Origin of the sequence: Methylobacterium sp. WL9, from assembly GCF_008040035.1 — a bacterium.
GTDB lineage: Bacteria > Pseudomonadota > Alphaproteobacteria > Rhizobiales > Beijerinckiaceae > Methylobacterium > Methylobacterium thuringiense.
This window is the reverse complement of the sequence record NZ_VRVE01000035.1, coordinates 1-20272: the sequence shown is the minus strand read 5'-3', so window position 1 is coordinate 20272 and position 20272 is coordinate 1. Positions and strand designations below refer to the sequence as shown.

Annotated in this window: 4 protein-coding genes and 1 tRNA gene; all 5 read right to left on the bottom strand. The window is 70.4% G+C overall.

Going from position 1 to position 20272, the window contains the following annotated elements:
• Window positions 1–188: 188 nt before the first annotated feature.
• Entirely contained in the window at window positions 189–1232 is a 1044-nt protein-coding gene (gene dusA / locus FV217_RS12105; RefSeq protein WP_147817435.1) for a tRNA dihydrouridine(20/20a) synthase DusA, read from the bottom strand.
• 121 nt (window positions 1233–1353) lie between these two features.
• Window positions 1354–5178 carry a glycosyltransferase gene (locus FV217_RS12100; protein ID WP_147817434.1) on the bottom strand — a complete coding sequence of 1275 codons (3825 nt, stop codon included), beginning with the start codon at window positions 5176–5178 and terminating at the stop codon, window positions 1354–1356.
• A gap of 242 nt (window positions 5179–5420) precedes the next feature.
• Complete coding sequence (locus tag FV217_RS12095) at window positions 5421–6023, bottom strand: invasion associated locus B family protein (protein WP_238232764.1); 603 nt, start codon at window positions 6021–6023, stop codon at window positions 5421–5423.
• 123 nt (window positions 6024–6146) lie between these two features.
• Window positions 6147–19457, bottom strand: coding sequence for an autotransporter-associated beta strand repeat-containing protein (locus tag FV217_RS12090; protein ID WP_147817433.1), 13311 nt, complete (start codon window positions 19455–19457; stop codon window positions 6147–6149).
• A 703-nt stretch (window positions 19458–20160) separates the two neighbouring features.
• Window positions 20161–20237, bottom strand: a tRNA-Met gene (locus FV217_RS12085).
• Window positions 20238–20272 lie beyond the last annotated feature (35 nt).

Below are 20272 nucleotides of genomic sequence, written 5' to 3'. Positions count from 1 at the left end.
CGTCGCCGATGCGGTTAAGGGAGAATCACGTCCTGCGCCTCGTCATAATCCAGTCATGATTTTTCTTGCCTCGGCCCGTTGTATGCTTGCAACTGTTGATTAGCCGCGACATTTTTAGGCGACAAAAGATAACCTAAGCTCCCATCGTTCGCGTCACGGGGAAGCATGACCTCGAATGGCCGGCAGATTCAGGCCGCCTCCCCCGCCGCCGGCGGCGCGAACTGCCACTCGCGCGAGACCTTGCCCACCGCCTCGTGCAGCGTCGCGAGGCCGGCATCGGCGGCGACGCCGGCGGTGGCGAGGTGGCGGCGGAAGGCGCGGGCGCCGGGGCGGCCGTTGAACAGGCCGAGCATGTGCCGGGTGAAGGCGTGCAGCCGCAGGCCCGCTTCGAGACCCTCGGCGATGGTCGGCGCGAACAGGTCGATGGCGGCAAACGGGTCGGCGGCCGGGGCCGGCTGGCCGAAGATCAGCGGGTCTACGTCGAGCAGGATCGCCGGGTCGGCATAGGCGGCCCGGCCGACCATGACGCCGTCGACCCCATCCAGCAGACCGAGCGCCTGAGCGACGTCTGCGACGCCGCCGTTGAGGGCGATCGGCAGGTCGGGGCGCCCCGCCTTCAGCCGGGCCACGCGTCCGTAATCGAGCGGCGGGACGTCGCGGTTCTCCTTCGGCGACAGGCCCTTCAGCCAGGCTTTTCGCGCATGCACGACGAGGCCGTCGACGCCGGCCGCGGTGACGGCCGCGACGAGGGCGTCGAGGGCGGCTTCCGGGTCCTGGTCGTCGACGCCGATGCGGCATTTCACCGTGACCGGCACCGACACCGCCGCCTTCATCGCGGCGACGCAATCGCCGACGAGGGCCGGCTCGCGCATCAGGCAGGCGCCGAAGCGGCCCTCCTGCACCCGGTCGGACGGGCAGCCGACATTGAGGTTGATCTCGTCGTAGCCGAAATCCGCGCCGATCCGGGCCGAGGCCGCCAGCGCCGCCGGATCCGACCCGCCGAGCTGCAGCGCGACGGGGTGCTCGGCCCCCGAAAAACCGAGCAGCCGCTCGCGGTCGCCGTGCAGCACGGCACCGGTGGTGACCATCTCGCTGTACAGCCGGGCGCGCGCCGAGAGGACCCGGTGGAACGACCGGCAGTTCCGGTCGGTCCAGTCCATCATCGGGGCGACGGAAAAGCGCCAGCCGTCGAGGGCGCCGCCGGTTGCGAGGCTGTCGGTCACGTCGGTCATGGATCCGGGCTGAGCCACCTGCGGCCTTGGGCGCGTCGTCGGGAACGGCCGGTCGCGTACCACGCGCGGGCGGCCGCCAAAAGGGACGGGCTCGCCGGAGGGTCGTGCGCCGGCCGGCGGTTCAGGGCATCGCCGCGATCTCGTCGAGCCGGTCCGCCATGCGCCGGCCGCTGGCGCGATGGCTCATCCGCGTCGCGAGGTCGGCGCGGGCCGCCGCGCCCAGCGCCTGCCCGAACGCCCGGTCCTCGTAGAGACGGCGCATCTGCGCGGCGGCATGGTCGCGCGATGGCTCGGCCCAGCGCAGCCCGCGCGGATAGGGCGGCAGATCCCGGTCGAGCGTCACGAGACGGGACTCGACGAGCAGGGCGTTGCCGTCGTCCATGAAGTCGAGGTTTCCCGAGTAGCGCGTCGCGATCGTGGGCTTGCCCAGCAGCATCGCCTCCGCCATCGACAGGCCGAGGCCCTCGCTGCGATGCAGTGAGACGTAGGCGTCGCAGGCCGCCATCAGGGCAAGCGTCTCGTGCCGCGTAAAAGTCGCGTCGATCAGGATCACGCCCGCCTCCTGCGCGGCCTGGAGCAACCGGGCGAACGCCTCCGGATGCTCGCGGCCGAACGCGGTCTTGATTACGAGCTTCGCCCGATCGTCCGGGCGAAACGCCTGCCGGAAGGCCGCGATCAGGCCGAGCGGATTCTTGCGCTCCATGACGCTCGTCATGTGGAACGTGAACAGGAACAGGCAGTCGCCCTCGGGCAGGCCGAAATGCGCGCGCGGCAAGGGTTGAAACTCCGGGAGCTCGACGCCTGGGCTCAGCACCCGCACGGGCTGACGGAACGTCCGTCTCAGGCCCTCGGCGACGAATTCGGTTGCGGTCCAGAACTCGTCGCAATCGAGCGCCGCGCGATTCCAGTCCGGCGGCAGGGCGTCGAACTCCCAGTACCAGTAGCCGATCCGGTAGGTCCGCGCCTCGCGCGGCCGCAGCCCCGCGCGGGCATAGGCCTCGCTGAACAGCGGCTGCGGCTGCACGTGGACGATGGTCGTCTCGAAGACCTCGGAGCCCGTGAGCCGCGGCGTGATCGGCTCGTCCGTGGCGAAGCGGATCGGCACGTCGCGCAGGCTCAGCGGCACGCCGTTGAGGCGCAGACCCGCGACCATGCTCTCGGCCGAGATTCGCAACCCGGACGGGTAGGAGAAATGGCCGAGGACGTTGACACCGCCCTTGCGAAGCTCCGGCGCGAGGGCGGAGACGTCCCGCGTCCGCGCCCATTCGCGCGCGACGAACGGCAGGCCCGACCGGCGTGTCGACAGATACTGCAACAGGGCCTGCGCCTGCGATCCGTCGGTCAGCGCATCGGGAAAGGCGGCGCGCCAGTCCGGATGCGTGGCGAGGCCCAACCGGACCTGCTCCGCATCGCTCGCCGTCGCGGGCTCGCAGGGCGCGAACAGCCAATCCGAGGTGATGCCGTAGGTCGCGCTAACCCATTGCACGAGATCGACGATGCCGAAGACGCTGCCGCCGTCGGGGACCGCCGCCTGCCAGAGCGGCGTGATCGCCCAGGTCTCCTGGAGTTCGTCGAGCGGCGTCTCGGCGCAGGCGAGCAGGAACCACCAGACCTCCTCCAGCGTGAGGAGCCGGGCCGCGACCGCCTCGAAGAGCCGCCGGCAGGTAGCCGGCCGGCCGTTCGGCAGGAGGAAGAGCGGTTCCTCGGCGCGAAACGCGGCGTCGTAGGTGAGGTACTGGCGAGCGCGGGCGCCGGGATCCGTCGCGAAGGCCGCCGCAATGCCGGCGGCCTGGGTGTCCGACAGGCGCAGGATCGCGATCCCCTCCGTCCCGACCCACTCGGCGAACCCGCCTCCCCTCCCCGCGCCGAGCGCGCGCGGAAAGCGGGCGCGAAGATCCGGCCGCCGCCGCAGGAGTTCGATGAGGATCCGGGCGCCGGATGCGCCATCCTGCGTGCCGCCCCACGCCACTGCGCTCCAGGGCAAGCCCGCGGCCGCCGCCACGGCCCCGTCGTCGAACAGGTCGAGCGGCTGGGCGACATCGGGCGGACGCGCCAGCCGCGCGATGCCGCGCGGCAGGTCGAGCGTTCCGAGTTCCGGCCAGTGCTCGCGCAGGCGCGGCGCGGCGCTCCGGGCGTCCAGGGCGGGATGCAGGAACGGATCCTCCGCGATCCCGAGGGCGCGCAGGCGTTCCGCCAGAAGCACCCGATCGGCCGCGGCTTCGGCATCATCCGGCGAAGCCTCCGCCTGGATGAGGACGGCCCCGGCGGCATAGACGGTTCGGAAGCCGGCTCGGGCGGCGTCGAGACAGAACGGGATCGCGGCGCAGACGGTCAGAAACCGCTCGTCGTATCCGCCGACGCGGTCGAACACCGCCCGGGACACGAGCTGGCAGGCCCCCGACACCGCGGCGACATTCCGCTCGATGTCGGGCGAGCCGAAGACGCCCCATTCGCCCGGCGCGGCGCCTTCGAAGACGGGCGCGCAGAGCTCCCGCAAGCCGAGGCCGATGCCCGCCTCCCGGATCCCGCCGTCGGACGCGAGCAGCTTCGGACCGACCACGCCGACGCCCGCACCGAGGCCATGCCGCACCAGTTCGTCCAGCCAGCCGCTCGCGACGACCGTGAGATTCGAGCCGAGGAAGAGAAGGAACTGCCCTCGCGCGACCGAGGCGCCGAGGTTGCACGCCCTCGCAGGGGTGAGGCTTCCGTCGAGGGGGACGAACCGGATCGGCCGGTCGGCCGGGCGTTCGCAGGGCGCTTCGGTCTCCGATGCCGCCGATCGGTGGCCGACGACGACGATCTCGATGTCTGGGTAATCGGTCCCGTGCAGGAGGCTGTCGATACGGTTTTGCAGGGTGTCGGCGGCGGCGGCATGCGCGATCACGACGGAGACGAGCGGACGGACCGGCAGCGTCCAGGCGGCGTGGAACGTGCCGTCGCCGCGCGACGCGATCCGCGGTGCGTCCGCCCGGTCCGCCAGATGCGCTGCAAGAACGCGTTCGTAGTCGGCGCGATGGCTCAGGGCGCGAACGCGGTCGAATCTGTCCGGTTCGGTTCGCCGGCAAAGAACGACGGGCACCCGGTCGATCCGGCCGGCGCGGGCCGCGGCGGCGAGGTTGAGTCTCCATTCCGCTGCAGCGCCCGCCGACGGATCGGGGCGGGCCGCGCGCGCGATGTCGCGCCGGATGGCCGTGAGGCGCCCGAAGTAATTGTAGGCCCGGAGCAGGTCCGGCGACCAGCCGGGCTTCAATTGCGGCGTCGCCGCATCGGCCTCGCCCGAGGTCTCGTCGCCGTAGACGATGTCGGATCCCTCGCGGGCGAGATGACCAGCGAGCGTGGCGAGCGCGCCGTCCAGCACGATGTCGCCCGGATCGAGCAGGACGACGTAGGCGTTGGCCGCCGCATCGAGCGCGACGCCGAGGAAGGCCGCATCCGGCACGGCCGACACCGTGCGGACCGGGAGGAGCTGCGTATCGCTGCGCCCGGCGATGACCTCGACGACGGCATCGCCCTGGCGCGTCAGGCTCTGCAGGGTCCGGTCGCGCGCGGCCTGCGGGCCGTCGAACAGGATGACGCTGAAGCTGACGGATTCGAGAGCCGCTCCGCCCGGCGGGCCGGAGGCAGGCAGGGCCGGACCGACGAAGGGCCCCGCCTTCGCGCCGTGTTCGAGGTAGTGCAGTAGGGCGTTGCCCCGGCCGTCGGCGAGGCTGGGATGGGCAGCGAGATAGAGCCGCGTGTCGAAGTCCGGGCCAGCAGGCCGCCCCTCGCCTGCGCCGGATCTCAGGAAATGATCGAGCGGGTCCTGCCCCGAGGCGGCGACGTCCGGATGGCGGTCCAGATACCAGGCGGCATCGAACAGCCCCGAGCACTCGATGATGCGCCGCGCCCGCAACCGCTCACGACGCCTGCGTCGCCCGGCACCGAACGGGAGCAGCCTGCCGATCATCCCGATGTGCGATCTCCTGCGTCGGCCGCCCGCAACCCGTTCGATCGATACGGATCACATGGCCGGAATCGCGTAGACGAACCCGGCCGGCCTGCATAGCCGGGGATGGCCCCCTGCCCGAAGCCGGCGGGGGAAGCCGATAGAGCAGTTTTCGTGATCTCCGATCCACGGAAGCTGCTCTATCTCTATGAGTGGTCGCATTTTCTTCACGCGAACCGGAAGCCACTTCGCTCGAAAATGCTCTAGACCGGCTCCTTGACCAGCGCGTCGAGGGCCTGGGGCAGGCCGCGCCAGGACAGGGGAATGGCGACGTCCTGTCCGCCGGCATTCTTGAAGACGATGCGGCCGGGCTCGTTCGCGGCGCGCCAGCGCTTGAGGGCGTCGTCCTTGGCGGCGGCGTCGGCGACGCAGGCGCCGGGAAGGCAGCGGCGCCAGACCAGTTCGTAGCCGCCGGTGTCCTTCTCGTCGGAGAGCAGGCGCACGCTGCTCGGGAAGGCGACGTTCGGGGGCAGCAGCACCGTGATCTGAAGCGGCTCGCCGGCGCCGGCGCGGCCGATGGCGATCTGGGCGATGGGCTGGTTCTGTCCCTGGACCTGCATGGACTGGGCGACCTCGCAGACCCGCACCGGCTTCTCGGCCGACCCGCCGCGCTGGCAGCGCAGGACCCAGTCGCCGAAGCTCGCCGTGGTCGCGCCGGGCTCGTTCGGGACGGGCTTGGCCGGCGGCGCAGCGGCCGGCTTGGCCGTCTCTCCGGCGACCGGTCCCGACAGGAGGGCGGCGATGACCGCGGCCGTGGCGGCGAGGCCGAGGCCGGCCTTCCAGGGCATCGTGACGGGACGGATCATGACGGCAGGCCTTTCGGCAGGGATGTGAGATCGCGAAGGGTGTGGGTCGAACGGCCACACACGGCAAGCAGGATCCGGGGATTCCGCTTGCCGTGCGTGGCCGTGGTGTCGGTCGCCGCGGTCTCAGAACCGGTAGGTGAAGTTACCCTTCACGCCGTGGTCCTGTGCGCGCTGGCCGACCTGGCCGGTATAGTTCACGCCGAGCGTCGTGCTCGGGGCCATCTGCCAGTCGATTCCGGCCTGCGCCACCAGCGCGTCGCGGTCGATCGGGATGCCGGCCGAGACGAATTGCTGGCCGCCCGCGAAGGCGAGGAGCGCCGAGGGCACCACGTCGCCGTAGGCGCGACGGTAGCCGACGAGCGCCCGGACCATGATCGGCATGTCGGTGGCGAACACCTCCGAGAGGCGGCCCTCGGCGCGCAGGCCGACGGTCGAGGTCGCGAGGTCGTAGTCACGGCCCTGTGCCGTCAGCGCCGAAGCGCCGCCGGTCTCGCTGAAGCCGTCGCGGCCGAGGCGGATCGCGGCGCCGCCGATGAAGGGCTCGAAGTAGCTCGCCGCCGTCCCGACACGGTAGCCGACCTCCGCGAAGCCCTGGGCGGTGGTGCCGCCGTAGCGGGCGCCCGCGTTCTCGGAGAAGCCGGCGAAGGTGACAGCGCGGCGCGTCGTCAGGCTGTTGCCGCCATAGGTCGCGCCGAGGCGCAGCTGCAGCGGGCTCTGGGCTCCGAGCGGGCCGCCGGCATAGAGCGCACCGTAGCCGCTCTCCACCGTGCCGGACGAGAGCCGCCCGGTGATGTCGAGGTTGGTGAAGCTGTAGCCGCCGGCAGCGCCCACCCGCCAGTCATTCTCCACCCGCGCGTCGGCACCGAGGACGAAACCGCTGGTCTGGCGGGCGAGCCGGGCGGCGTTGCCGTCGGTGGCCGTCGAGCCGAAGGAGCCGAAGCCCTGGCCCCAGACCGCGACCGGGTTCGGATCGACGAGACGGGTCGGGATCGCCGCGAGCGTCGGAGTCCGGCCCGGGACGTCGGCCGTGTAGGCTCCCGGCAGGGTAGTGCCCGGCGCGAAGCGCTGGCCGATGCCCAGGTTGTTGCCGCCGAAGCCGCCGGCATCGCCCCAGCGCAGCCGGTCGAGCACCGCCTCGCGGACGAGGAAGGCGTTCTCGAACTGCGCCGTGACCGCACTCGCGTGGATCTCGCCGGACAGCGCGTCGAAGGCGACCCGCGATTGCGGCGCCGAGAGCACGGCGATGGCGTCGTAGAGCCGCGCACCGACCCCCGTCGCCTGCGCCGCATTCGCGACGTTGCCCTGGTTGCGCGACTGCGCCGTCGTGCCGAACTGCAGGTCGTTGCGGGCGAGGCGGAGGTAGGCGTCGTTGGCGTCGTAGGTCAGGAACGGCGTCAGGTAGGCGAAGTTCGAGGTGACGCCCGCGAACCGCCCGGTGAGGCCGCCGGCCGCGCTGAGGATCGTGTAGCTCGTGGTCGGGTTGTAGAGCCCTGCCTGCGCCGTGACCTGCACCGTGCCGCCCTGGAGCGTGGCGGTGCCGGTGGCGGCGATGCGGTCGGACTGGCCGGCCGCCGTGGCGTCGACCTGGTAGAGCGACTGGGCCGCGAACAGCACGTTGCCCGCGACACGCAGGGTGCCGACCGCGCCGGGAGCAGCGCCCGGTGCGACCGCACTGCCGGCATTCGCCACGATCCCGCCGACCGTGCCGGTACCGCCGAGCGTCGCGGCATTCGCCACGGTGACGACGGAGTTGGCGAGGCCCCCGTTGACGCTGAGCCGCCCGGTCGCGACCGTGGTGGCGCCCGAGAGGGTGCCGGTCCCGGTATAGGTCAGGGCGCCTGCGCCGCGCTTCACGAAGCGGCCGGTGCCGTCGATGGCGCTGCCGAGGGTGGCGTCGTTGGCCTGATCGACGATCAGGTCGCTGTTGTTGGTCACCGGGCCGTTGCCGAGGCCGGCCGCGGCGGCGACGATCGTGCCGGCGTTGACGATGGTGCCGCCGGTGTAGGTGTTGGTGCCGGTCAGCGTCAGGCTGCCCGTGCCGTTCTTGGTGAGCGAGGTCGCCGCCGCCCCGTCGGCGATCATGCCGGCGTAAGCCGTCGAGCTGTTGTCGCCGTTCGTGGTCAGGGCGCCGTTGCGCAGGGTCGCCGCAGCGTTCGTGCCCGAGAGCGAGCCGACGGTGAAGGCCGTGCCGCCGAGATTGAGCGTGCCGTCGTTGACGAATGTCGTGACACCGGTGAGAGCGCCGGTGAGGGCGAAGCTCGCGCCCATTCCGTTCGAGACCGCGCCGACGATCTGGCCCGAGGCCTGGACGCTGCCGGTGTTGGCGACGCCGCCGTTGAGCACGCCGGAGGTGGCGAGCGTCCCGGCATTGGCGAACGGGCCGGTGGTCGTGGTCCAGGTGCCGGTGTTGGCGACGCTGCCGCCGGCATCGTTGCGGCTGTCGCCGCGCCACTGGCCGGCATTGCTCACGCCGCCGGTGTTGGCGGTGAGGTTGCCTGTCCAGATTCCGGTGGCGCTGTTGGAGATGCTGCCCGACGCCGCGTTACTCACGTCGGCGTTGTAGGCGCCGTCGTTGACCACGCTGCCGGTGTTGGCCAGCGCGTCGGTGATGGTGCCGCCCTGCGCCACCCGGATCGAGCCCGAGTTCACGATCCCGGCCGGCGCCGTGAGGCTGCCGCCCGAGGCCACCGTCAGGCTGCCGGCATTGGTGAGCAGGCCACCGAGGCCGTAGGCGCCCGTGCCGGTCACCGCGAGGGTCGCGCCGCCCGCATTGGCGAAGGTGCCGTTGCTCGCCACAGTGCCGGAGATGGAGACGGTTCCGGCGTTGTTGGCGATGGCGCCGTCGATGCGGCCGGCTGAGGCCGTCACCGTTCCGGTGTTGGTCAGGCCACCGTTGATCGCGCCGGAGGTGGCGAGGCTGCCGCTGTTCGAGACGCCGCCACTGACGGTGCCGGTGTTGGTGGCGCTGCCGCTGTTGGTCAGGCTGCCAGCGACGCTGCCGGCGTTGGTGAAGCCCGCCGCGTTGTTGACCGATCCGGCGAGGCTGCCCCCGGATGCGACCGTCAGCGTGCCAGCCTGGATCGCGGTCAAACCGGTGAAGCCGTTGGCGCCCGACAGAGTGAAGCCGCCGCTGCCGGTCTTCACCACACCGCCCGTGCCGGAGATCGTACCGGCATAGCTCGTCGTGGCGTTGCTGCCGCCGGTGGTGAGGGTGGCCGAACCCAGCGTGACGCTGCCGGCGCCGGCCAGCGAGGCCACGGTCTGGTTGAACCCGTTCAGGTCCATCCGGCCGGTGCTGGCGACGGTCACGGCGGAGGCTGCCGAGAGGGCGTTCACCGCCCCCGCCTGCAGGGTGCCGGCCGAGACCGTGGTGGCGCCGGCATGGCTGTTGGCGCCCGAGAGCGTCAGGGTGCCGGTGCCGGCCTTGGTCAGCGCAGTGGCGCCACGGATGGTACCGGCGTAGCTCGACGAGGTGTTGTCCGATCCAGCCAACAACGTGCCGCCACCGACGATGCTGGCCGCCGCCGTCGTGCCCGAGAGCGAGCCGACGCCGAGGCCGTTGCCGCCGAGATCGACGGCGCCGTCGTTGGTCAGGCGGCCGACACCGGTGAGCCCGCCGACGACGTTGAGCCTCGCGCCGGCATGGTTGCTGACCGCACCGTTGATCTGGCCCTGGGCGTTGACGGTGGCGTTGTTTGCGAGCGTGCCGTTGACGACACTCGTTGCGGCGTTGGTGTTGAAGGTTCCGGCGAGGATCGTGGCGCCGCCGTTGATGGTGCCGGTGTTGGTGCTGGTGCCGGCCGTGTTGGTCAGGCCGCCGCCGACGGTGCCCGCGTTGGTGAAGGTCGCCGCGTTGACGACCGCGGAGGCGACCGAACCGCCGGCCGCGATGGCGAGCGTGCCAGCCGAGACCGTGGTGGTGCCGGCAAAGGTGCTGGCCCCGGTGAGCGTCAGGCTGCCGTCGCCGAGCTTGCGCAGGCCGATCGTGCCGCCGGTTGCGGTCAGCGTGTTGGCGATGGTGACTCCGACGCCGCTGTCGACGTTCACGAAGCTCTGGGTCGGCGTGAGCACGTCACCCGCCAGGTTGAGCGTGCCCGGCCCGCCGAGGCGGTAGCCGTCGGTGACGAACTGCAGGCCCTGCAGGTTCTGCGCACCGGCGACCGTCACCGTACCGGCGCTGCCGCCGAAGATGCCGACGCCCGAGCGCCAGACGTCGTTGACCTGACCGGCCGGCAGCGTGGTCCAGTTGGTGCCCGCCGCGCTCCAGGTGCCGGTGCCGCCCTGGCCGCCGGCGGTGGCGCCGGTGCTGTCGGCGCCGTCGAAGTACTGCACCGACTGGTTGCCGTTGGTGAGCAGCACGTTCACCTGCGTCGGGATGTTGGTGTAGACCAGCGCCGTGGAGCCCGCCGTCGGCGTCGTCACCGTGCCGAACGTGCCGGAGAGCGCGCCGTCGTAATTGTAGATCCGGTAGGCGCCCGAGACCGGGGCGGTTGCGGCATTCGTCGCAGCGACGAGGCTGAGCGTACCGCCGAGCTGCAGGTTGCCGCCGACGGCGATCAGGTCGTTGCTAATGCCGCCGACGACGCCCCGTGCGCCGAGCTCGAACAGCGAGGTCGCGCCGGCATTGAGCGTGTAGTCGCCGTTGACCGTGAGCGTGCCCGGCGAGTTGCCGGCCGAGACCGTGCCGCCGTTGACGACGACCGAGCCGGCGATGGTGCCCGTGCCGTGCAGCGTGCCGTTGGCGTTGACGTTCACGACCGCCGTGTTGCCGGCCGTGTCGCCGAAGACGCCGTCGATCGCGAGAATGCCGCCGTCGATGGTGGCGGTCATGCCGGCGAGCGGCGCGGCCGTCTGGCCGGTGAGGGTCCAGGTGCCGGCATCCAGCTTGTTGAACGTTCCGGCTCCGCTGACGGAGCCGAGGGCGAGCGTGCCGGCCGCGCCGTTGGCCACCGTGCCGTCGCCCGCGCCGCGCAGGGTCAGCGTGTTGGTGCCGCCGCCGAGGTCGATCGTGCCAAAGGCCGCCGCCGCGAGGGTGCCGGCGTTCTGGAGACGCACGCCGTCGGTGTTCACGACGCCGGAACCGGCCGTACCGGTGCCGGTATAGAGCGCGACGGTGTCGTCGCCGCCGCTCAGCGCGATGACGCCGGTGGTCGAGCCGGCGTAGAGGTTGGCCGTGACCGTGGCCAGATCGGTTCCACTACGGTCGTAGGCATAGATGCCGCCGGAGCCGCCATTCGTGGTGCGGGTCGAGTTCAGCGTTCCATAGTTCTCGATGGTGCCGGAGCCGCCGGCGAACTGCACGCCGTAGCCGAACTGCGCGCTCGAGCCACCGGTGAAGGTGCCTCCCGTGGCGTTGACGATCGTCCCGCTGCCGCTGACGGCGGCGATGCCCGAATTGACGCTGCTGGAGATCATGCCGGCGTTGCGGATGTCGAACGTCGATGACGTCACGATGCCGTCGCTGCTCGGCGAGGCGATCGTCCCGGCGTTGCGCAGGACGAGCGCTCCGGCGGAACGCAGGGCATTGCCGCCTCCCTGGATCAGGCCGCCGGTCTGGTTGATGACGGTGCCGCCCTGCCGCAGATCGACGCCTGCGACGCCGCCCGGTGCGATGGTCCCGTCTTCGTTGAGCGTGCCGGAAGCGATCGTGCCCGCATTGGCAACCTGGTCGCCGACGTTCGAGCCGACGACAGCGTACTGGCCGACGATCGTGCCTCCCAACGCGTTGCCGAGTGTCAGCACGCCGCCGCCATCGCTGCCGACGCCGTAGCCGTTTCCGGACATCGTGCCGTTCTGCCCGTAGATCACGCCGGTACCGTTATTCGTGACGGTGAGCGCACCCGTGCCGTGCTGGGTCACGCCATCGTAGCCGTTGCCGCGGATCAGGCCGGAATTGGTGACGGCGAGCGCCGCCGGGACGGCGGACTGGACCTGTATGACGCCGCTGAAGCCGCCCACGATCTGCGCGCCCGCCGCGTTGACGACGGCGGTGTCGGCGCTCGTGCTCGTCAGGATCGCGTCGCTCGAGGCGTTCACGGAGCCCTGGTTGGTGAACGTGCCGCCGCCCGCGAGCGAGACCGAAGGGGCGGCAGAATAGCTGCCGCTCAGCGTGACGTTCGAGGCATCCGCGACGGTGAAGCCGCCGGTCTGGCGCAGCGCGCCGAACAGCGTGATGCTGTCGTTGGCGCCGGTCGCGCCGTTTACGGTGAGCGCACCGGCGCCCGAGACGGCGTTGCCGAAGGCCAGCGTGCCGGTGCGGTTCAGCGCCAGGGTGGTGCCGCCTGCGACGGTGACGGCCGAGGCCGCTGCGAGCGAGCCGGTCGCGCCGCCGTTGCCGACCTGCAGCGTGCCGGCATCGATCGCCGTCGCGCCGGCATAGGTGCTCGCGCCGGTCAGGGTCAGAGTGCCGGCGCCGAGCTTGGCGAGGCTGCCGCCCTGCGAGGCTAGGCCGGTGGCGTAGGTGACGTTCCGGCCGTTGGTGTCGACGCGGTAAGCCTGGCCGTCGGCCGTCGAGAAGCGGCCGGAATAGTCGGCGGCGTTGGCCGCGCTGTATTGCAGCGTGCCGCCGGTGAAGGCGAGCGTGCCGGCGGTGCCGAGCGCGTTGGCGCCGCCCGCGTTCAGCGTGCCGGCGGCGAGGATGGTGCCGCCGCTGTAGCCGCTGTTGCCGGTGAGCGTCAGCGTGCCGGCGCCGAGCTTGGTCAGCCCGACCGTCGCCGAACCGACCAGCGCGCTGCCGATCGTCGTGGCGACGTTGGCATCGACGGTGATGAAGCTGTTGGTGTCGGCGTTGAAGGGGTTGCCGCCCAGGTTGAGCGATCCGCCGGTGAGGGCGTAGCCGGTCGTGGTGAACTGCAGGCCCTGGATGTCTTGCGTGCCGGCCACCGTCACGGTGCCGACCGTGCCCCCGAAGATGCCGACGCCCGAGCGCCAGACATCGTTGACCTGACCGCCGGGCAGCGTGGTCCAGTTGGTGTTGGCGGTATTCCAGGTACCGGTGCCGCCCTGGCCGCCGGCGGTGGCGCCGGTGGTGTCGGCGCCGTCGAAGTACTGCACCGACTGGTTGCCGTTGGTGAGCAGCACGTTCACCTGCGTCGGGATGTTGGTGTAGACCAGCGCCGTGGACCCGGCGCTCGGCGTCGTCACCGTGCCGAACGTGCCGGCGAGCGTGCCGCCGTAATCGTAGAGCCGGTAGGCGCCGGAGACCGGAGCGCTGGCGGCGTTCGTTGCGGAGACGAGGCTGAGCGTACCGCCGAGCCGCAGGTTGCCGTCGACTCTGATCAGGTCGTTGTTCGCTCCGCCGACGACGCCCGCCGAGCCGAACTCGAACAGCGAGGTCGAGCCGGCATCGAGCGTGTAGTTGCCGCCCACCGTCAGCGTGCCCGGCGAGTTGCCGGCCGAGACCGTGCCGCCGCTGCCGACGACGACCGAGCCGGCGATGGTGCCGGTACCGTGTAAGGTACCGTTGGTGTTGACGTTCACGATCGCCGTGTTGCCGGCGGTGTCGCCGAAGGTGCCGTTGACGGCCAGGGTGCCCGCGGTGACGTTGGCCGTGCCGGTGAATTGGGCCCCCGTGCCGTTGATGCCGGTCAGCGTGGTCGTGCCGTTGCCGGTCTGGGCGAGTGTGCCCGAGCCCGTGACGAGGCCGCCATAGGTGTAGGCGTCACTCCGGGCGATCGCGAGCGTGCCGCCGGCGGTGGCGACGTTGCTGAAGACGGTCCCGTCCGCGTTCTGGCCGATCCGGCCGCCGTTGCCGATCTGGAGCGTGCCGCCCGAGACCGTGGTGGCGCCGGTATAGGTGTTGGCGCCGCTGAGCGTCAGCGTGCCCGTGCCGGTCTTGGTCAAGGCGCCGTTGCCGCCAGGGCCGATGTTGCCTGCGAACGTATCGGCGGTGCCGTTACGCCCTGTCGTCAGAACGGTGCCGGCTGCGAACGTTACGATCGAACCTGCCGCGGTGCTGTTCAACGAACCGACCTCGGTCGATTGCTGCAGCCGAAGCTCAGGGGTTCTCGTGCCCGATAGTGTGACCGCTGCTGTGTTTGCGATGCCGGCACCATTGCCGACATTGAGGATCGCGGTGCTGAACCCGCTCTCGACGCTGACGGTGTTCGAGCCCAGGATCGACCCATTCATGCTCAGGATCGCGAAACCGGAGGCGGTGTCACGCACGGTGGTCGTGCCGGTGTAGGCATTGGTGCCGCCGAGCGAGAACTGGTTGCCAGTTCCCTGAACGACGAGATTGCCGGTGCCGGTGATGGCGCCGCCGTAGCCCGTGCCCCCCGTGCGGGTGGTCAGCGTGGCCGAGCCGAGCGAGACCGTGGTGCCGGCACTGCCGCTGAGTGCGCCGATCGACTGGTTGAAGTTGTTCAGGTCGAACGTGCCGCCGTTCACGGCGACGGCGCTCGCGGTGCTGATGACGTTGGCCGCGCCCGCCCGCAGCGTGCCGGCCGAGACCGTCGTGGCGCCCGAATAGGTGTTGGCGCCCGACAGCGTCAGTGCGCCGGCGCCGGCCTTGGTCAGGCCGACCGTGCCGGAGCCGTTCCGGATCGTGCCCGCGAAGGCCGTCGTGGCGCCGTTGCCGCCCGCGGTCAGCGTCGCCGCGCCGGCCGTGCCGCTGGTCACGACCGATGTCGTCGCGGCGCTCGCCAGCGAGCCGACCGCGTTGCCGGTTCCGTCGAGGTCGAGCGTGCCGGTGCCGTTCAGGGTGTAGGCCGAACCCGCCGAGAAGCCGTTGGCCGCCCCCGCGCGCAGGATCGAAGCCGTACCGACCGTTGTGGCGCCGGTATAGGTGTTGCCGGTGGAGATCGTGGTGCCGGCGGTCGTCGCCAGCGTGGCGCCTCCGGCGATCGTGCTGACCGTGCCGCCCGTCGAGGCGATCGCGCCGGTGAGCGTGCCGTTGGTGATCGTGCCGCCCGCCAGGGCGACGGCGTTGACCGCCTCGGCGAAGCCGCCGAGGTCCAGCGTGCCGCCCGTGTTCACCGTCGTGGCCGAGGCCGCCGCGAAGGCGTTGTTCGCGCCGGCCAGCAGGGTGCCGCCGTTGATGGTGGTCGCGCCGGTATAGGTGCTGGTGCCGGCGAGCGTCTGCGTGCCGGTGCCGGCCTTGGTCAGGGCGAGCGGACCGCTCCCATCCTGGATGGTGCCGGTGAACGTGTCGGATCCGTTGGCGATGCCGACCGTCGTCGTCCGCGTGCCATTGAACCCGCCCCGCAGCGTCCCGGCGCCGGTGAGCCGGTCGACGACGATGGCGCCTTCGACGCCGTCGAAGGTCGCACCTGAGGCGATGTTGAGGCTGCCCTTGTTGTCCGTCCAGATGCCTTGACCGCTGGAGCTGCCGTTGACGCTTCCGGCCTGCACGTCGAACAGGCCGCCCTGCAGGAGGCTGATGTTCACGTTGCCGGCGTCACCGAGGGCGATGTTTCCGGTGCCCGTCTTCTGGATCCTGCCGTCGCCTGTGAACGTTCCGGCAGCCAGACCGACGCGGTTCGCACCCGTGCTGTTCAACTCGACCACGGCGCCGGAGCTGATCGTCACGGTGCCCGTACCGAAAGCGTTGCCGGTGTTCTGCGCGATCAGGCGACCGGCCTGCACGTTGGTGGTGAGCGCGCCGCCGTAGCCGCCCGTCAGCACGAAGGTGCCGGAATCCTGCTTGTTCAGCGTCGTCAGGCCTGACACGGTCGACATGTTCAGCGCGCCGCGGGCACCGGTCGTGTTGGTGCCGGTCACGCCGTCATAGGTGCCGGTGCCGCCCAGGTTCAGCGTGTTCGAGCCGCCCCCAAGGTTGATACCGCCGACCGTCGCGGCCGCGACCGCCCCGCTGTTCTGCAGCGTGACCGTCGATTGCGCGCCGGTCACCGCATCGGCGTAGGGCGTCGTGACTGCCGCCGCGTTGACCGCACCGGTGTAGAGCGAGACGGTATCGTTTCCGCCGGAGCCGAGGATCGAGCCAGTCGCCGATCCGGCGTAGAGGTTCGCGGTCACTGTCCCATCGTTGACGGCGGTGAGCCCACGTGCCCCGCTGCCGATCGAACCATAGTTGTTCACGGTCATCGATCGGCCGTTGGCTCCGAGGCCGTAGCCGAAAGTGGCGTCCGAGCCGCCGGTGATCGTGCCGCGCGTGGCATTGGTGACGCTCAGCGTCGCCCCAGCGCCGCCCACCGCGATGCCGGAGTTCGTGCTGCTGCTGATCGTGCCGACGTTCAGCACGCTCGAAGCCCCGCCCAGGACGCCGAGGCCGTCGTTGGTCCCGCTGATGGTGCCTAGGTTGGTCAGCGTCAGCCCGGCGTTCGAGGTAATGCCCCGAGCCCCGCCGCCCTGGATCGTTCCACCGGCCTGGTTGAGGACCGCGCCGCCAGCGTTGAGCAACATCGCGTTCGAAGCGCCGGTCGTGGTGGCGGTGTAGACGCCGGTGTTGCTTACCGAGCCGATGCCGATCCTGCCGCTATTGGTGATGGTGGCCGCACCGTTGGCATAGACAGCGGCATTCGCGTCCGTGGTACCGCCGGAAACGATGAGACCCTGGTTGGTGACGGTCAGCAAGCCGCTACCAGTGCCGGTGCCGGCGTTGTACGTCCCGAAGTTGCCGGTGCCGTAGACGATCGAAGCGGTGCCGAGGTTGTTCAGCGTGAACGCGCCGGTGCCGCTCGCCTGCCCGGCGCCTGAGAAGCTCGTCCCCTGGATGCGGCCGTAGTTGTTGACGATCGTTGCGGCACTGCCCGTGTTGTTGATGGCGCTGCCGAATGCGGCCGCGATGAGTGCAGCGGTGTTGGTTGCGCTGCCGTTGTTGATCGTCCCGCCAGCCCCGAGCATGATCCCATCGGATTGAGCCGTTGCGCGGATCGTGCCGTCGTTGGTGATGATCGCGGCGCTGGAGCCGGCGCTGATGATACCGCCGTTTGATCCGGCGATGAGACCGGCCGCCTGGTTGGTGATCGTGCCGCCGTTGTTGAGGTTGACGCCGTTGGAGCTGGTGCCGCCCTGGATCGTGCCGCTGTTGGTGACGCTGCTGCCCGCCCCGACTAGAGCGAGGCCGGAGGCGTTGGCCGCCTGGATCAGGCCGCCGGTGAGGGTGCCGTTGCCGTCGCGCGTGCCGGTGTTGGTGATGTTCCCGACACCCAGCACGGTCACGCCGTCGCTCGCGCCGGTGCTCGTCGTGGTAATGCGGCCGCCGTTGATCAGCGTCAGGTTGCCGTTGGAATAGACGCCGGCGCCCGCGTTATTGTTGGTCGTACCGGTATGCCGGATCGTGCCGCCGAGCTGGTTGATGAGCGTGCCGCCGTTGTCGAAGCGGACCGGGTTGGTCGCCGTCGACTGGATGATGCCACCGTTCTGGTTGGTGATCTGCGTGCCCAGGCCGTTGGCCTCGATGCCGTAACCGAAGCTGGTGCTGCTGCCGCCGGTGATCGTGCCGCTGTTGGTGATCCGCGAGTTCGCACCAGCCAGCACCGACACGAAGTTCGTCGACGAGACCGTGCCGGTATTGTTCAGAGTCAGCGTCGTGCTGCCGTTCTGGATCGTGTTGCTACTCGTGCTGTCGATCGTACCGGCGTTGTTGATCGTGAACGCGCCATTGGCGTTGCTGATCGTGACGGAGCCCGTGCTGCGAATGAGGCTGCCGGCGTTGACGGTGAGCGTGGTGCCCGCCGTCGGCGCGATGGTGGTGCCGGACGTAATGAGGGTACCGGTGGCCCCACCGGCGACGCCGATCGCCAGCGTGCCGCCGGAGATGATCGAGGTGCCGTTGTAGGTGTTGGCGCCGGTGAGCGTCAGCGTGCCGGCGCCAAATTTGTTCAGGCTGCCGTTCGCCGAGGTCAGCGCATTGGCGAAGGTGACATCCCGCCCATTGGTGTCGATGCGGTAGATTTGCCCGGCGGCGGTCGAGAGTCGGCCGGAATAGTCAACGGCGTTGGCTGCACTGTATTGCAGCGCACCGCCGGTGAAGTTGAGCGCGCCGGTGGTGCCGAGCGCCCCCGCGCTGCCGGCATTGAGGGTGCCGGCCGCGAAGGTGGTGCCGCCGGTATAGGTATTGGTCCCCGACAGCGTCAGCGTGCCTGTGCCGGCCTGGGTGAGGTTACCGGAGCCAGTGATCGTGCCCGCGAAGGTGTAGGCGTTGTTGCGGTCGAAGATCAGCGAGGCGTTGTTTGCGACATTGCCGATGATCGAACCGGTGGTGCCGCCATCGCCAATCTGCAGTGCGCCGCCCGAGATCCTGGTGCCGCCGGTGTAGGTGTTGGCGCCCGAGAACGTCTGCGTGCCGGCACCGGTCTTGACGATGGCCAACCCACCCGTGCCGGCGTTGTCCTCGAGCGTCCCGGAGAAGGTGCCGATTCCACCGGCGACGCCGATGGTTGTCGTTCGCGTGCCCTGGAAGCCGCCGGCATACGTCCCGGCCCCGGTCAGCGCATCGATGAAGACCGCTGCTTCGACGGTGTTGACGCTGGCCCCCGCGGCGACGTTCAGGCTGCCCCTGTTGTTGGTCCAGATGCCCTGGCCGGAGCTGCTGCCGCCCAGAGTGCCTTCGCGGACGTTGATCAGGCCGCCCTGCGACAGGCTGATGTTGGTGTTGCCGCCGTTGCCCCCGAAGGTGATAGCCCCGGTTCCGGTCTTCTCGATCGTGCCGGCCCCGTTGAAGGTGTTCGGCGCTATCGTGTACCCGTTGGTTCCCGTGTTGTTCAGCTCGACGGTGGCGCCGGCGCCGATCGCCACGGTGCCGCTGGAGCCGAGGGCGTTGCCGGTGTTCTGCGCGATCACGCGCCCGGCCGAGACTGTGGTGCCGCCCGTGTAGGTGTTGGTGCTGGTCAGGACGAGCGTTCCGGTCCCGAACTGCTGGAGACTGCCGACACCGCCGATGACGTTGGCGATGCGGATGGTCCCGCTCGCATCGTTGTTGATGAGGCCCGTCCCGGCGAAATTCACGCCCGAACCGGTGATCGTGTAGCTCTGGGCATCCGCGTTGAACGTCCAGGCGTTCGGCGCGATCGGGGCCGATACGTTGACAGTCGCAGAGCCGGTGTTGGCGAAGGTGGCCGACTGCCCCGCTCCGATGGGCGCACCGGCAGGGTTCCAGTTTCCATTGGTGTTGTAGTCGCTGGTCGTGCCGTTCCAGGTCTGCGCATGGGCGGGCAAGGCCGCCGTCAGCAGGAGGGATGCAGCCGCCGCCAGCGCCGCGCGCTGCCACTTCCGCCGCCCGACCCGCGCCGCTGGCCGCACCTTGCGCGACCGCAGCGGGTTCGGCCGCGCCAGCAGCGAGGCCGGCGTCTCGATCGCCAGCGCCAGGAGCCGGGCCATCCGCGCCTGCAGCAGCGCGGGCGACGACGGGAGGTGAAGTACGCTCGGAGCCGGCTGCGGCAGGAGCCGGATCCCGACCAGGGCCGTCGAGGCGAGCCAAAGGCTGCGCATCCGATTGACCGCCGACACGGCCGTGCTGTTGACGCTCGACATACTCTGCCCCCTGAGGCGAAATTCGACGGCGCAGCCGCACCCATTGAGGGATTGTCGGCGCGCTCTCATCCGTAGCTGATAGAGGACAGCCGGATCTCGCGCATTGACTGAGCGTCCCAATCTACGGTCGAGTCCGACGGCTGGATTGAAAACCCTATGGCGAGGATTCCGAGACACAGACCCAGCGCACGCCTATGCTGAATTTCGTCTGCTGTTAGACAAAGGCCCTTCGATCCGATCTTTCGAATGACGCCGGATTCCTTGCTTGCGATCTGCGTCGACGACGGTTTGGCGGTCTTGATCGCTTGGGCGTGCAAGAGCTGCCGCGAGGGGATGGTTGCGGTCTGCGGCTCGGCACGGCTCGTCGGGGGCTCGGTTCGCTCTGCCGATCCGCGAGGGGGCGTGAGCGCGGGCGCCGTGCGGGTTCGTCCGGGCGCTGGGATCGGGCCGACGCGCAATCGGCTCGCCGCGTTTCGCATCCTTGCGCGGGCGCGGGTGTTGGCCCCGGCCCTGCCGTGGCCTCGGGGCCCTCCCCTCTCGGGGGCCTGTGACCTCGGTCGTGGGCCGGCGTCGTATGTTCGTGTCGGGCTTGGCGCGGTTCGCTTCGCTTCGCCGACGGTTTACCGGGCGTATTTCGAACGCGTTTATGCCCGTGGGCGTGCGCCTGCGGGCTTGTGGTGCTGCGCTGGTCTGTGGGGGTATTTGGTTGCGGGGGTAGGATTTGAACCTACGACCTTCAGGTTATGAGCCTGACGAGCTACCGGGCTGCTCCACCCCGCGCCGGGTGTCGGGATCCGTGTATGGATCGCGTCGGT

Coding starts and splice junctions, on each gene's coding strand:
- dusA (WP_147817435.1), bottom strand. CDS start 1,232: ATGACCGACGTGACCGACAGCCTCGCAACCGGCGGCGCCCTCGACGGC.
- FV217_RS12100 (WP_147817434.1), bottom strand. CDS start 5,178: ATGATCGGCAGGCTGCTCCCGTTCGGTGCCGGGCGACGCAGGCGTCGT.
- FV217_RS12095 (WP_238232764.1), bottom strand. CDS start 6,023: ATGATCCGTCCCGTCACGATGCCCTGGAAGGCCGGCCTCGGCCTCGCC.
- FV217_RS12090 (WP_147817433.1), bottom strand. CDS start 19,457: ATGTCGAGCGTCAACAGCACGGCCGTGTCGGCGGTCAATCGGATGCGC.